Below are 14,700 nucleotides of genomic sequence, written 5' to 3'. Positions count from 1 at the left end.
ATTCTATTTAAAAAATGTATCAAACAAAGGTTTAATTTAATTGATTTTTCAGTATTTTAAACAAATTATTTGAATGATCAATGACAATATCAAAATTTTCAAGAAGAGGATGCATGAATAATTCATATTGAATACGTCTTTCATCTTGAGATGCCTTTAAAAATTCTATATCTATTCCTCTTACATGTACATCACGATCAAATCTTCTTTTCAGCTCAGTTTCATTATCCGTATAAATGTAGATGGATAAATCAACCCATTTGGAATCTATAAATGTGGTAGTCATACCTTCTAAGATTGTTACTTTCTTTGTCGCATCTAAACGTTCAGATTGTTGCCATGGTGTTTCAATCGTCATGATATCTATACCATTACGTAAAGCACGTATATCGCGTTCCAGAATATCAACATTATGCGCTTCAGGCATACAAGCCGTTACTTTCGCTTCATGCTCTATACCGTTATACATATATTTCGCTTTTGTATGTTTTCTTAAATTCGAATTTACTATATAAGTATCTGTGCTGATCAAGTTGTAGTCTTTAGGGTCTAGACATTTTATTAATTCCTGACAAAATGTACTTTTTCCTGAACCACCATGTCCACCAATTCTAATCATAATTTGATGGTTAGAACGCTTTATAAATTCTACGACTTGTTCAATCACAGCATTCATATTCTCATTACCTTCACTCATCATTTAGCCCTTTGCCATCCAATATATGATCGATATATTTTTCTACTCGACTAACGCGTGTTGCTGGGCGCTTTGCTTGGCTAATATAGTAAATATATTGGCGTTGTCTTCCTGGCGTCAAATTATAGAAAGCTTCTTTCAAGTTACTATTTTGATCAAGTTGTTCTTGTAGTTCAACTGGCATTTCATATTCTTCTGTTTTCTTTAATTCTACTTTAGCACCTGACTTTTCAAGCTCGATTGCTTCTTCAACATATGCTTTAATAATATCTCGTTGTTCTTTAATTTGATCTACATTGGTAAATCTCAATTGTCTAGCGGCTTGAACATTTTTCGTTTGTTGAATCAATATTTTTTCAGGATCTTTAAGTAATGAACCTTTATGAAATAAAAGTGCACAATATTCTTTAAATCCGTGTATCAATACAACATTCTTACCTTTCAATGTATAACATGGATGCATCCACTTATAATCTTCTTCTAAATCACATTCACGTATAATTTCTCTTAATAGTTCAAATTCATCTTTCCACTTTTTTTCACGTTGCATAAAAGCTTCAACTTTAGGATTTTTCTCCATTTTTTCACTCCTCAATATTATTTCCTGAATGATTTTAATTTATTATATACTAAATGATTAAAAAAGAGCAGATATCCTTAAATCTAAGAAATTTCTGCTCTTCTTTGTGCCAAATGTATTAATTTTTGTCTATTTTTATCATACTTTTATTCGTATCATGATAGATTTCATCATTCATTTCTTGCATTTTGCGTTCTACATTTGTTATTTCTATTGAACATTCTTTTAACTTTTCTTCATATTGTTCAGTAGATACATGAGAATTCTTATATCTTAATTTATGTTCCAAACTTGCCCACATATCCATTCCAATTGTTCTAATTTGAATTTCAACAGGTATCATTTGAACACTTTCCGCCAAAAATACAGGAATAGATACAACTAAATGTAAACTTTTATATCCATTCATTTTAGGATTTTCTATATAGTCTTTTCTTTTTAACAATTTTACGTCTGTTTGTCTAAGTAATAATTTTTCAATTGTATAGACATCTTCTAGATAATTACAAATCACTCTTATTCCCGCGATATCTTGAATATTCTCTTTTGCTGAATTCGCATTTAAAGGAAATCCTTTGCGTCTTAATTTCTTAATAAGACTTGGAAATTCTTTAACACGCTTTTCCATATGGTGAATTGGATTATGTTTATAAGCAACTTGGAATTCATCGTCCAATATTTTCAACTTTGTCCCGATTTCTTCTAAAGCTGCAGCATATTGATGTTGTAGTTCTACAAAATTAAACAACTCTTCTAGCGCTTGTTCAGAAGACTGCGCATATTCAATTTCACCTAAATTATTCGTAAATTCCTTCTTTAATTCTGCTAAATTGATTGTTGGTTTTCTTTCTATATACATAGATATGCTCCCTTATATTTTTAAATAAAAAATATATATCACTTCATCTAATTATATCATTTAAAAGTTTGCGATTAAAGAAAGTCGATATACGATATAGTGTTCTTAAACGTTTGTAAGACAAAGAAAAACGCGCAAGACTCGTAAGCCTTGCACGTTATATATACAAATACATTTCTCAATGCTACTTTAATTCTGGCCAGTATTCTTTATTTGCTTCAATTAGGTCATCTAGTATATCTTTAGCTACTGATGCACTCGGAACTGTGCGAGATAACGTTAGTGCTTGCCATAGTTTTTGATAAGATTGTTCTTCATAAGCTTCAACTGTTAATTTCTCAACACCTACTTGTTGTTCCATTAAACTTTTTTGGAATCTTGGGATTTCACCAACTGATAATGGTTCTGGACCTTCGCTACCAACTAAACATGGAATTTCAACCATCGCTGTTGGTTCAAAGTTTGAAATGGCACCTTTATTCTCAACAATCATCAACATTCTTTCTTTCGTATTAAACGCAATCGCTCTTGCTAAGTCTACGATATAAGATGCATGTTCATCTATTGTTAATTCCGTTCCTTTAGCTGTGCCTTGATCAATAATTTTTTGACATTCACCGAACACAAATTTTTCTCGTCCTGCCATTACTTCATTTGCTCTTGTATAGTCTTTATTTGAATGTTCCACAACATAATCAGGGAAGAAGTAATATTTTAAATATGTGTTAGGTAACGTATCTTTATCAAGCGCTTGTACATCACGTGCTTTCTTGAACGTGTCATTCCAACTTGCTTCTTGTTCAATATCGCTGCCCGTATCAGTCGAATACCCAAATTGTTCAACGTGTTTAATGATACTTGGCATTAAATCATTACCTGACTTATCTCTTATATCTGTCCACCAACCGAAGTGATTTAAACCATAATATTTAACGACCATTTCTTTTCTAGATTTCAGCCCAATATTTGTTGCCATCAGTTCTTCAATACCGATTGGCATATCACAAATATTTAAAATTTTAGAGTGAGGTCTTAATTTTCGAGTTGCTTCAGCTACAATTGCTGCTGGATTTGAATAATTTAACATCCAAGCATTTGGTGAATATTGTTCCATGTAATCTACAATTTCTAATACGCCTGTAATAGAACGCATACCATAAGATATCCCACCAGGTCCGCACGTTTCTTGTCCAACTACACCGTGTTTCAATGGAATCTTCTCATCTTGTTCTCTCATCGCATATTTACCAACACGTATGTGTGCCATAACGAAATCTACATTTTCAAAAGCTGTTTTAGGATCCGTACTCGCCAGTAACTTAACACCAGGCGCTCTTTCACTAAGAAGTATTTCACAAGCATCCGCAATGGTTTGTTGTCTATCACTATCATTGTCGTATAGTTTAATCGTATCAATCGGAAAATCTTCTAAATGGTCCAGTAACATTAATATAATACCTGGCGTAAATGTACTTCCGCCACCTGCTATTGTGATGTTAAATTTCTTCATTATTTATGACCTCCATATATTTATATCATCGTTTCAAATGAATCTCTTACTTGAGGTACACTTAGTCCCACAATTACTTGAACATTTGTACCACTTTTCGCTACACCATGTGCCATTTGATTATGCGTGAAATAGTCATTATCTTTTACTAAACTTGGATCTTTAACCGTTACTCTTAATCGTGTCGCACAATTTGTAACGTCTTTAATATTGTCTTTGCCACCTAATCCTTCTAAGAAATAAATAGCTTTCGTATCGTATTCTGATGCATTGTCATCCATCTGTGTATCAGCACTTGCTTTCTTAGACTTATAATCTTCTTTCGTATAAAGCTTAGCTTCTCCATCATCAGGTACACGTCCAGGTAATGGAACATTAAACTTCTCAATAATAAACTTAAATACAAAGAAGTAAATGACAACAAAGATGATACCAATGATAAATTGTGCAACGTAAGTCATACCGTGATTAGAGAATAATGGAATCCAGTTTATAGCCGCGATTTCTATCGCGCCACCACCTTGAATACCGACTACACCAAATAGGTACATAATTGTAACCATTGTCGCACCTAATAATGCATGAATTAAGAATAAGTATGGTGCTATAAATAAGAACGTAAACTCTAATGGTTCTGTAATTCCTGCGAAAATTGCTGTTAATCCAGCTGGTAATACTAATGCTAATACTTTTTTCTTGTTCTCTTTCGGTGTTGAAGCATACATCGCTAACGCAATACCTAAACAACCAAATATTTTAATGTTACCTTGTAACAAGAATCCATATGGATAAAGTTCTTTAAGAGATTTAGCAGAATTTGAGAATTCTGTTAAGTGTTGAATCCAATAAGGTTTCAATCCACCGTTGACCGCTGCAGGTCCATATTCAAATGGTGTGTATATGAAATGATGTAACCCTGTAGGAATCAATATTCTTTCTAAGAAGTGGAATAGCCAAACCCCTACAAATCCTGATTTCAACATGACACCTTGTAATGAACCGATACCTGCTTGTACTGTTGGCCATACCGCACATACGATAAAAGCGATTGGGATCATAACAAAGAATCCAATGATAACAACGTATGGTAGACCTTGGAAAATACCAACCATTTCAGGTAATTTCTTATCATAGAAACGATTATGTATCCAAATAACAATTGCTGATATGAAAATTGCACCAATAATACTTGTGTCTAATGTTGGAATACCAGCTATTTCTTTTACACCCGTTAAATTTTCAACACCCTTTGATAAATCTACACCGAACGTCTTTGGCCAAAGGGTTAAAATTGCATTAATAAAATTGTTAAATACTAAATAAATCATTAAAGCTGCTAGTGTTGCTCTACCTTGAGCTTTTTTAGCAAGTGAGATTGGAAGTCCAATCACAAACGCTAGCTCCATATGGTTGAATATTGTCCAACCACCCGCTTCAATTAAACTCCAAATTTTAAACCACATTGTGCCATCTTCAGCTATTGAACCCATAATATTTGGATTTTTAAATAATGTTGCAAATCCTACAACAATACCAAAAAATGCAAATAGTAATACCGGAACAATCATGGCACTACCAAATCGTTTAATTGCATTCATATTTTAACCCCTTTTCCTCATCAATTTATCTCAACAATATAGGAAGCGCTTACATTTGCCAATAGGTTTGACGTAAATAGAAATCACATAGTAAACTTAGATTATATTTTCATAACATGAAAATTTTTTCACTTCGAATGGAGAATTATAATGATTTTGGATAAACTGATTAATGAACATTATCAACAACTTAATGACAACGATATACATATCATACAAATGATTAATCAAAATATTCACTTGATTCATCGATTAAAAATACAAGAAATCGCCGATATATCACACACTTCAATTTCTTCTATTCACCGACTCGCTCGCAAACTTGGCTTTGATGGTTATAGTGATTTTAAAGCTTACATTAAATTAAATAGACAAACATCTAAACCATCGACAGATATCATTGAAAGTTTAGAGCAAGATTTACAACAAACTATGAAACATTTAAAAATGATCGACTTTGATTATATAAGCGAACAAATCAATCAAGCGCCTTATATCTACATATATGGTACAGGTGTCGCACAATTAAACGTTGCACGTGATGCTCAACGACACTTTCTTTCTATCAATAAAAGAGTAATGGTTATTAACGACGAGAATGAACTTAAAATCGCTATGAATCAAATGAATAAAGATGATTTAATTTTCATCATTTCATTATCAGGCGAAACATCACACTTAAGAGAGAACGTCGAAATTATGCATACACGAAATATTAGTTATATTTCTATTACAACATTAAAGGATAACTATTTAGCTCAGAATGCGAGCTACAATATATATGTTAATAGTTCACCGATAGAATTATTTAATCAAACTTCTTATTCCAGCTTCTTACCGTATCACATTGCTTTTGAAGTCATCGTACGTAAATTCAGTGAATGGAAACTTGCTCATTAGGGTATAATTATCATATAAACGATGAAAAGTTCTATAGGAGGTTACATCATGAATAAAGTATTCATAACTGGAGAAATTCCAACAGAAGGATTAGAAATGCTACAAGAACATTTTGAAGTAGAAGTCTTTGAAGGGGATCAATTAATTACGAAAGATACTTTACTTCAAAAAGTAACAGACGTAGATGCAATTATTAGTCCACTATCTACAAATATCGATAAAGAAATTATTGATCAAGCACCAAACTTAAAAATCATCGCAAATTATGGTGCTGGTTTCAATAACATTGACGTTAAATATGCGAGAGAAAAAGGAATAGATGTTACAAATACACCGAAAGCCTCAACAAATGCTACAGCAGATTTAACGATTGGCATTTTACTTGCCGTATCTAGAAGAATTGCTGAAGGCGATCAACTTTGTAGAACAACTGGATTCAACGGTTGGGCACCTCTATTCTTTAGAGGTAGGGAAGTCTCCGGTAAGACTATCGGCATAGTTGGACTTGGTGAAATAGGTTCTGCTGTTGCTAGACGTGCCAAAGGTTTTGACATGAACATCCTTTATACTGGACCACATAGAAAGCCAGAACAAGAAGCTTCATTAGGGGCTACTTACGTCAGTCTTGATGAGATGTTAGAACAAGCAGATTTCATTACAATTAATGCTGCCTACTCTGATGATTTACATCATTTATTCAATAAAGATACTTTTGAAAAAATGAAAGATACAGCATATATTATTAACGCATCTCGCGGACCTATCGTTGATGAACAAGCTTTAGTTGAAGCTCTACAATCTAAAACAATCGAAGGTGCTGCATTAGATGTATTTGAATTTGAACCAAAAATTACAGATGCACTTAAAACAATGGACAATGTCGTGATAACACCGCACATCGGAAATGCTACATTTGAAGCACGTGATGAAATGGCAAGAATCGTTGCAAATAATACGATTAAGAAACTACAAGGTGGTACACCAGACTACATTGTGAACAAATAATAAAAAGATCCTCGCACTCATATTAAGAGTCCGAGGATTTTCTTTTATTTAACAAGTTTTCTTTATCGATGATCGTTCTTAATTTATAAATACTTTCTTTTATATCATGTTCATCAATATATGAAAAAGAAAATCTTAAACTATGCTTTTCTTTTTCTGAATATATCTCCCCTGGATGAATGAGTAACCCTTCCTCTATGGCCAGTTGGAATAACCTTTTTAAATCAATACTTTCATTAAATTTGAACCATATATAGAAAGACCCTTCTACTTTAGACCATCTACCAATATCTAAGAAAGATTCTGTTAAAGCATCTTCCATCATATCTTTGCGCCTTTTTAAATTGCGTTTAATGTCTTCAATATGTGTCTCATGGTAATGTGCTAACCATTTAGTAGCTATAAATTGAGAAATCGAACTTGCACCATAGTCATTTTGCATTTTTAAATCTGCTAAATGATTAATGACTCGTTCGTTACCAATTAACCACCCTATTCTAAGACCTGGACTAACTGTTTTAGATAGACTTCCTAAATACAGCACATTATGACTTGTATCAAGCTCTTTCATAGATTTAGGTATCGGACCTTCAAACCACAGCTCACTATATATATCATCTTCCACAACAGGAATACCCTTCGCTTTACACTGTTCAAGAATTTGTTCCTTTTCTTTCAATGTATATGTGTGTGATGTAGGATTGTGCAATGTAGGATTACAATAAAATATGCTATTACTGTAATCTTCATCTTCTTTAAAAATCGTATGAATATTATTTCTTATATAATCAATTGATAAAGGTATCATTTTGGAATGAATTTTGTGCCAAGTTCTAATTGAATTGATATAAGATGGTGTTTCAACGATAATTTTTGATTTGGGGATTAATAATCCATCAGCTATCAACTTCAAACCTTGTAATGCACCAGAAGTGATACAAATTTCTTCTACACTACACTCAATACCTCTTTTTTTAACAAGTTCTTTAATTTGTTGTCTCAACTGAATATTCCCTTTAGGTGCTTCATAATTTGATGTCAATTGACGACTTAAATCTTTAGAAATGATTTCATGAAATGTATCATTAGGTATTAATTCTGGCGAAAGTTCGCCTGTCCCTAATCTCACCATGTTAGGTATAAATTCGCATCGATTAATTTCTCTAATATAATATTGGTTGTTCTGGTTAATACTATTACCTATATAATCTTGCCAATTCAAATTATTACTTACATACTCATTCCATTTATTTTTCGAAACATATATCCCTTTTCTTTCCTTACTTTCAAGCACGCCATAACTTTTTAAAATATCAATCACATGTACAATTGTTGATCTATTTACACCATACTTTTGTGTTAAAGCTCTTTGCGAAGGTATTTTCATACCAACTTCTAATTGACCATTATTAATATCTCTTAACATATCATCTATAATTTTTTGGTAGATAGGTTTTTCCATAAATGTAACTCCAATCTGGTTGGGCATAAATTTAATTCTGGATGATTTCATTGTAGCTTATTTCTTTTATACTATACAAAAAGGAGGTTCAATCAAATGTTTCAAGCAGTCATCCACGGTCTTTTATTAGCACTCGGTTTAATTTTACCATTAGGTGCTCAAAATATATTTGTTTTTAATCAAGGTGCAAATCATAAAAGCTTAAATAAAGCTTTACCCGTTGTTATTACAGCTGGTCTATGTGACACATTACTCATATTACTTGCAGTGTTTGGCGTATCACTCATCTTAAATCATTATCCATCACTGCAATTAATCATATATATCGTTGGATTAATTTTTCTATTGTATATGGCTTGGACGTTATGGAACGAAAAATCATCAAGCAATGGTTCAGACTTAGCAATATCAGCTAAAAAACAAATCAGCTTTGCACTATCTGTATCATTGCTCAATCCACATGCCATTATGGATACAGTCGGTGTTATCGGTACAAGTGCATCACTATATTCAGGGTATGAAAAAGTCGGATTTACAGTAGCAACAATCTTTATCTCTTGGTTCTGGTTCTTCGGACTCGCTATAGCAGGTAAACAAGTCGGCATGTTTGATAAATCAGGTAAATTTATCATCATATTAAATAAAGTATCAAGTATCATCATCTTATTCGTCGCAGCACTCATTATTAAAAATATAATCAATATGTAGAATGAGGTAAAAATGTTTTGGTTGGGATTTTAGTTGGGGGTTGAGGGGCTCATTTTCGCGTATTTTTTAAAATTTATTACCCGCTAACGATCTTGTTTCACTTTCTTGAACGTTAGAATTTCTAACGATCTTGTTTTCGAGTCTTGAGCGTTAGCGCCCTGTTTTCACGCATTTTTTAAAATTTATTGACCGCTAACGATCTTGTTTCACTTTCTTGAGCGTTAGAATTTCTAACGATCTTGTTTTCGAGTCTTGAGCGTTAGAACTACTTTTTTTCAGTTTTTGAGCTCATTTTCGTGCGCTAACGATCTTGTTTTACTTTCTTGAACGTTAGAATTTCTAACGATATTGTTTTCGACTCTTGAGCGTTAGAACTACTTTTTTTCAGTTTTTGAGCTCATTTTCGTGCGCTAACGATCTTGTTTACGATTCTTGAGCGTTAGATTAGTTTAAACAAAATAAATGCTGGCACTAATTTATTAATCAGTGTCAGCATTTATTAAAAAGTAGAATTTCATCATTATGTTTAACTTTTTATAAAGTTCCATTCAAAAATTGTGCTTCTCCTTTGAAGAAACTCCAATCTTCATCTGTATTCTCGACTATACTAAACATAACGTCTTCTTTTCTTATATTTAATTTGTCATGCAACTCATTTACAACTTCTCTATAGAACTGTACTTTTTGTTGTTGGGTTCTTGGTCTTGTAATAATCGTGAAAATTATAACACCCTCTGTTCGCTCTACACCTAATCCAGTATCTAATATTTCCATTTCATAATCTTCATGTTGCGTAACTATTTGATATCTATCACCTATTGGCGCATCAAATGCAGTTAGCATTGTTTCATATGCTATATCCAATATTTGTTTGATTTCACTCTTTTTTCTTCCTTTTATTATATCTATTTTCATTAAAGGCATATTATCCACCACTTATCGTCTTATTATACTTTGCCATTAGATTGGCATTTATAAATAATTGATTCAACTGTTCGTTCGATTGCTTTTTTACTTGGGTTCAATATTTGTTGTGGATTAAACAAACTTGTATCGTTAGTTAATACTTCTCTAAGTTCATTACTCCACGCAATATTTATTTCTGTATTAAAGTTAATTTTTGCGTGACCTAATTTTATCGCTTTCACTAAATCTTCGTCTGATATACCTGATGCACCATGTAATACTAAAGGTATATCAATTGTTTCTTGAATTTCTTTCATTTCTTTAAATCCTAAATTAGGTTCACCTTTATATTTACCGTGTACTGACCCGAGTGCTGGTGCCAATGTATCTATATGTGCTTTTTGTGCTAAGTTTATACAATCTTCTAACTTCGCATATTGTACATTTCCTATGACACCGTCTTCGTTTCCACCAATTGCTCCAACTTCACCTTCTACAATCACGTTATTTTTATGTGCATATTCTACTACTTGTTTGGTAAGTTCTATATTTTCTTCAATTGGTAATTTAGACCCATCAAACATAACTGAATCATAACCAGCATCTACTGCTTTCTTACACCCTTCAACAGTTAAACCATGATCTAGATGTATAATTACTGGTACTGTTATATTCATTGACTCTATTTTATTTCTGATTGTTTTACAGATAAAATCATACCCACCTAAAAAATCTATAATTTTATCTGTCGTTCCTAAAATAATGGGGGAACGTGTTTTCTCAGCAACTTTTAAAATACATTCAATCCATATTAATCCGTTAACATTAATTTGTGGAATAGCATAATGTTCTGTCTTTGCTTTGTGTATAAATGTATTCATTCTATAACGTTCCACCTTCCTTTTTTAAAGTGTCTTTGATTGTTTATTTAATAGCGACTTAGGTTCATTTGATAGTAACGACTCTTTACATTTCACAGCAATTTCTTGAGCTTTATAGCCATCTTCTATTGAACAAATTACTTCAGTGTCATTTAAGATAGCTTCAATAAATCCATCCATTTCTACTTTATAAGCGTCACTATAACGTGCTAAGAAGAAGTATGGCGGATTGTCTTTAGATATTCCTTCAGCTCTATGATAATTTAATGTCGTTGTTTGTTCATTACCTACATCAATTGCACCTTTATCACCCAATACTTCAACTCGTTGATCATATCCATATACACTTCTTCTACAGTTTTCAATTATGGCCATTGAGCCATTTTCGAATTTAAGTGTTACAAGTGCTGTATCGATATCATCATATTGAGCAATTTCAGGATTTACAAGTGCACCACCAGTTGCATACACTTCTGTTATTTCAGATTGCATTAAATATCTTGCCATATCAAAGTCATGAATCATCATATCCATGAAAAGCCCACCTGAGCGTTTAATATATTCTACTGGTGGTGGCTCTGGGTCTCTTGAAGTAATCCTTAATGTTTGAATATTACCAAGTTCACCTTTATTTAAAATATCTCTTAACTCTTTGAAGTTTTTATCAAAACGTCTATTAAAGCCCATTTGCAGTTTCACATTTGATTGTTTTACCGCTTCTAATGCAATTTTTGCTTCATCAATAGACAAACTAATCGGTTTCTCGCAGAAGATGTGCTTTCCTTTTGCACTAGCTTCTTTAATGATATCTACATGCGTATCGGTAGGTGAACATATTACTACTGCATCTACCTCAGGATCATTAATAATATCCATATGATCCTTAGTTTTATTTTCTATTCCTGCTTTTTTGATCCAATCTTCCATCTTGTCGCAATATAAGTCTGAAATCCACTTAATATTTACATCTTTATGTGTTCTTAAATAATTTATATGTAATTGGCCAATTCTACCTGCTCCAATTACTCCGAATGTTAGTGTCATATTTTTCTTCCTCCTATGCTAATCCGAGTGGTGAGAATAATACGTATGTGCCAATAACTACAAATATGATAATACCACCTACTAAATATCTATGTTTCCATGGTGTGATATCTACTTTTGCGTAATTTACACTGAAATCAAACTCATCAGATGGTTTCCATTTATTGAATAACATCACTATAAGTAAATCTACAAAGAATAGTACACTTAATACATATAAGAAATGTATTTCTGTAATCAAAACTTTTGAAAGCGCATACAATACAATGTGTAAAATAAACATCACTTTAGCGCCAAGCTGTGATGTACGTTTTACAAAAAATCCTACCAATACAAGTACTAAAAGTGGCATGTTATAAATACCATTAAACTCTTGTACAACTGCATATAAACCTTGTGGGAACAGAGAAATCATTGGTGCAATTATTACAACAATTACACCTACTAATACTGTAACCAATCTACCAATTCTTGATACTTGTTTATTACTAGCTTCTTTGTTGATAATTGATTTATAAAAGTCTAAAGAGAACAAAGTTGCTGTACTATTTAAAGATCCAACAAACGAACTTAGAATAGCACCAAAAATAACTGCTCCAAATAGACCATATGCCCATTCTGGTAATACTTCATTAACTAGCATTGGATAAGCATTATCAGGATTTGTAACTTTGTCTCCTAACATATTGAATGCTAATACACCTGGAAATACTAAGAATAAAGCACCAAAAATTTTAAATGTACCTACATACATAGCACCCTTTTGTGCTTCTTTTAAACTTTTACCAGCAAGTGCTTTTTGAACAATCATTTGGTTAGTACACCAGAAGAATAAATTGTTGAAGAACATACCAAAGAACAACGTTGGCCATGGTACTATCTTAGAATCAATCGCACCCAGTGAATTGAGTTTTTCCGGCGTGTTCTGAACCACTTTATCAAACCCGTGTAAGAAGTTTCCATCTCCAAAAATAATGAGACCTAAAGTTGGTATAGCAAGTCCACCTATAATTAAACCGACACCGTAGATAGAATCACTATGTGCACTTAAAGATAATCCACCTATGAATAAATATATAATTCCTACTATACCTATTACTGTTGATATTAAAATAACTGCAGTCATATCGCTTATATTTAGCATTTCACTTACATTGAAAATTTTATTAAACACTAGTGCACCAGAATATAAGACAACTGGTAAGAATGAAACAACATAAGTAAATATGAATAATAAAGATACGAGTCGTTTCGTGAAAGTATCAAATCTCATTTCAATAAAATCTGATATTGTATCTACACCATACCTAAAATATCTAGGTAAAAAGACAAGTGCTAATATTACAATGGCTACTGATGATGTTACTTCCCATGCCATAACTTCCATACCTGCAACGAAACTTTGACCATTTTGACCAACTATTTGTTCTGTAGATAAATTAGTCATAATAATTGTAGAAGCAATTGTAAAACCTGTTAAACTTCTACCACCCATAAAGAATCCATCTGAATCTTGAGTATTAATCTTTCTACTTCGTAAGTAAGCATATACACCGACACATATAACAACTAAAACAAATGAAATTGCTGCAAACATACTCATGATAATTCTCTCCCTTTAGGAGCCCTTAACTCCTATACCATTTTGTTTAAAATTTTATTGATATTGTGCTATATATTCTTTTGCTTTTTTTGCATATATAAATGGATTTGCAATCGCTGGATCTTGTTCAGCTTCAACTACAATCCACCCACTGTAATCAGATTTATAAATTAAATCTAAGATAGGTTTAAAATCTATTACACCATCTCCAGGTACTGTGAACATACCTTTTTTTACACCATCCAAGAAGCAACTACTTTCTTTATCTACAGCTTCTTTAACATCTTGTCGAACATCTTTAAAATGAATATGTTTTATCCTATCTTCATATCTTTCAAATATGTCTATCGGATCTTCGCCAGAAAGGACAAGGTGTCCTGTATCAAATAAGAGAGAAACATTATCTTTGTTTGTTCTTTCCATTAATTCATCTATTTCTTTTGTCGTTTGTACACCTGTACCCATGTGATGGTGGTATACGATTTCCATATCTTTTTCATGTGCTAATTGTCCTAGCTTCTCTAATCCGTCTATTAATAATTGCCATTCTTGTTCGGTGAATATAGGTTTTTCTTTAAATAATGCTTTCGTTAAATCTCCTTGAATACTATTGCCTTGTTCTGACACAACAATAACGTTAGCGCCTAATGCATGTAAAAAATCTCTATGTTTTATAAATGCTTCTTCTGTTACTTCATATGGTTCGGAAGTTAAATATAAGCTTAACCATGCACTTGCGACTGATAGTCCTCTTGGTTCCAAATATGATTTCAAAACTTCAGGATCTTTCGGGTACTTGTTACCAATTTCTGTACCTTCATACCCAGAGAGTGCCATTTCACTTATACATTGCTCAAATGAATTTTCACGCCCTAGTTCTGGCATATCATCATTTGTCCAAGCTATCGGTGCACATGCGTATCGAATATTTTTAGTCATTTACTTCA

At 32.4% G+C, this 14,700-nt stretch carries 14 protein-coding genes; 3 read left to right on the top strand and 11 right to left on the bottom strand.

The window, feature by feature from the left end:
* Positions 1 to 31: 31 nt before the first annotated feature.
* From LQ679_RS10515 to LQ679_RS10495, 5 genes are all read right to left on the bottom strand, one after another.
* Positions 32 to 697 (bottom strand): uridine kinase family protein, encoded by a 666-nt coding sequence (locus tag LQ679_RS10515; RefSeq protein WP_239762689.1) that lies wholly within the window; start codon positions 695 to 697, stop codon positions 32 to 34.
* On the bottom strand, positions 690 to 1,277 hold the full coding sequence (locus LQ679_RS10510; RefSeq protein ID WP_239762687.1) for a YdeI/OmpD-associated family protein: 588 nt from the start codon (positions 1,275 to 1,277) through the stop codon (positions 690 to 692). Before LQ679_RS10510 ends, LQ679_RS10515 begins: the two co-directional genes overlap by 8 nt.
* A 118-nt stretch (positions 1,278 to 1,395) precedes the next feature.
* A complete protein-coding gene (locus LQ679_RS10505; protein WP_037590362.1) occupies positions 1,396 to 2,136 on the bottom strand; it encodes a GTP pyrophosphokinase in 741 nt (246 codons plus the stop codon).
* A 184-nt stretch (positions 2,137 to 2,320) separates the two neighbouring features.
* Complete coding sequence (locus tag LQ679_RS10500) at positions 2,321 to 3,646, bottom strand: 6-phospho-alpha-glucosidase (protein ID WP_204255703.1); 1,326 nt, start codon at positions 3,644 to 3,646, stop codon at positions 2,321 to 2,323.
* A 20-nt stretch (positions 3,647 to 3,666) separates the two neighbouring features.
* Positions 3,667 to 5,244: an alpha-glucoside-specific PTS transporter subunit IIBC gene (locus LQ679_RS10495; RefSeq protein WP_037590360.1), complete on the bottom strand. Its 1,578-nt coding sequence runs from the start codon at positions 5,242 to 5,244 to the stop codon at positions 3,667 to 3,669.
* A 150-nt stretch (positions 5,245 to 5,394) separates the two neighbouring features.
* Here LQ679_RS10495 and LQ679_RS10490 point away from each other — a divergent pair, with 150 nt between their 5' ends.
* A complete protein-coding gene (locus LQ679_RS10490) occupies positions 5,395 to 6,144 on the top strand; it encodes a MurR/RpiR family transcriptional regulator (RefSeq protein WP_037590359.1) in 750 nt (249 codons plus the stop codon).
* A 48-nt stretch (positions 6,145 to 6,192) separates the two neighbouring features.
* Positions 6,193 to 7,149: a 2-hydroxyacid dehydrogenase family protein gene (locus tag LQ679_RS10485; protein ID WP_239762685.1), complete on the top strand. Its 957-nt coding sequence runs from the start codon at positions 6,193 to 6,195 to the stop codon at positions 7,147 to 7,149.
* Positions 7,150 to 7,171: 22 nt separating this feature from the next.
* Here LQ679_RS10485 and LQ679_RS10480 read toward each other — a convergent pair whose 3' ends face one another.
* Complete coding sequence (locus tag LQ679_RS10480; RefSeq protein WP_239762683.1) at positions 7,172 to 8,611, bottom strand: aminotransferase-like domain-containing protein; 1,440 nt, start codon at positions 8,609 to 8,611, stop codon at positions 7,172 to 7,174.
* 96 nt (positions 8,612 to 8,707) lie between these two features.
* On the opposite strand from LQ679_RS10480, the gene LQ679_RS10475 reads away from it, so the two are divergent.
* On the top strand, positions 8,708 to 9,319 hold the full coding sequence (locus LQ679_RS10475; protein ID WP_239762681.1) for a LysE/ArgO family amino acid transporter: 612 nt from the start codon (positions 8,708 to 8,710) through the stop codon (positions 9,317 to 9,319).
* 534 nt (positions 9,320 to 9,853) lie between these two features.
* Here LQ679_RS10475 and LQ679_RS10470 read toward each other — a convergent pair.
* From LQ679_RS10470 to iolE, 5 genes are read right to left on the bottom strand one after another with little or no spacing between them, the layout of a single operon-like run.
* Positions 9,854 to 10,243, bottom strand: a complete 390-nt coding sequence (locus LQ679_RS10470; protein ID WP_191836115.1) for a tautomerase family protein — start codon at positions 10,241 to 10,243, stop codon at positions 9,854 to 9,856.
* Positions 10,244 to 10,266: 23 nt separating this feature from the next.
* Positions 10,267 to 11,106 carry a class II fructose-1,6-bisphosphate aldolase gene (fba, locus tag LQ679_RS10465; protein ID WP_159316167.1) on the bottom strand — a complete coding sequence of 280 codons (840 nt, stop codon included), beginning with the start codon at positions 11,104 to 11,106 and terminating at the stop codon, positions 10,267 to 10,269.
* A gap of 24 nt (positions 11,107 to 11,130) precedes the next feature.
* On the bottom strand, positions 11,131 to 12,150 hold the full coding sequence (gene iolG, locus LQ679_RS10460) for an inositol 2-dehydrogenase (RefSeq protein WP_239762679.1): 1,020 nt from the start codon (positions 12,148 to 12,150) through the stop codon (positions 11,131 to 11,133).
* Positions 12,151 to 12,163: 13 nt separating this feature from the next.
* Complete coding sequence (locus tag LQ679_RS10455; RefSeq protein ID WP_037590352.1) at positions 12,164 to 13,753, bottom strand: solute:sodium symporter family transporter; 1,590 nt, start codon at positions 13,751 to 13,753, stop codon at positions 12,164 to 12,166.
* Between the two features lie 54 nt (positions 13,754 to 13,807).
* Positions 13,808 to 14,692 carry a myo-inosose-2 dehydratase gene (gene iolE, locus LQ679_RS10450; RefSeq protein ID WP_037590351.1) on the bottom strand — a complete coding sequence of 295 codons (885 nt, stop codon included), beginning with the start codon at positions 14,690 to 14,692 and terminating at the stop codon, positions 13,808 to 13,810.
* Positions 14,693 to 14,700 lie beyond the last annotated feature (8 nt).

This window comes from Mammaliicoccus sp. I-M35, assembly GCF_022386455.1.
Taxonomy (GTDB): domain Bacteria; phylum Bacillota; class Bacilli; order Staphylococcales; family Staphylococcaceae; genus Mammaliicoccus; species Mammaliicoccus sciuri_A.
Note: the sequence above shows the minus strand (reverse complement) of the source record. Positions and strands in the feature narration are given on the sequence as shown.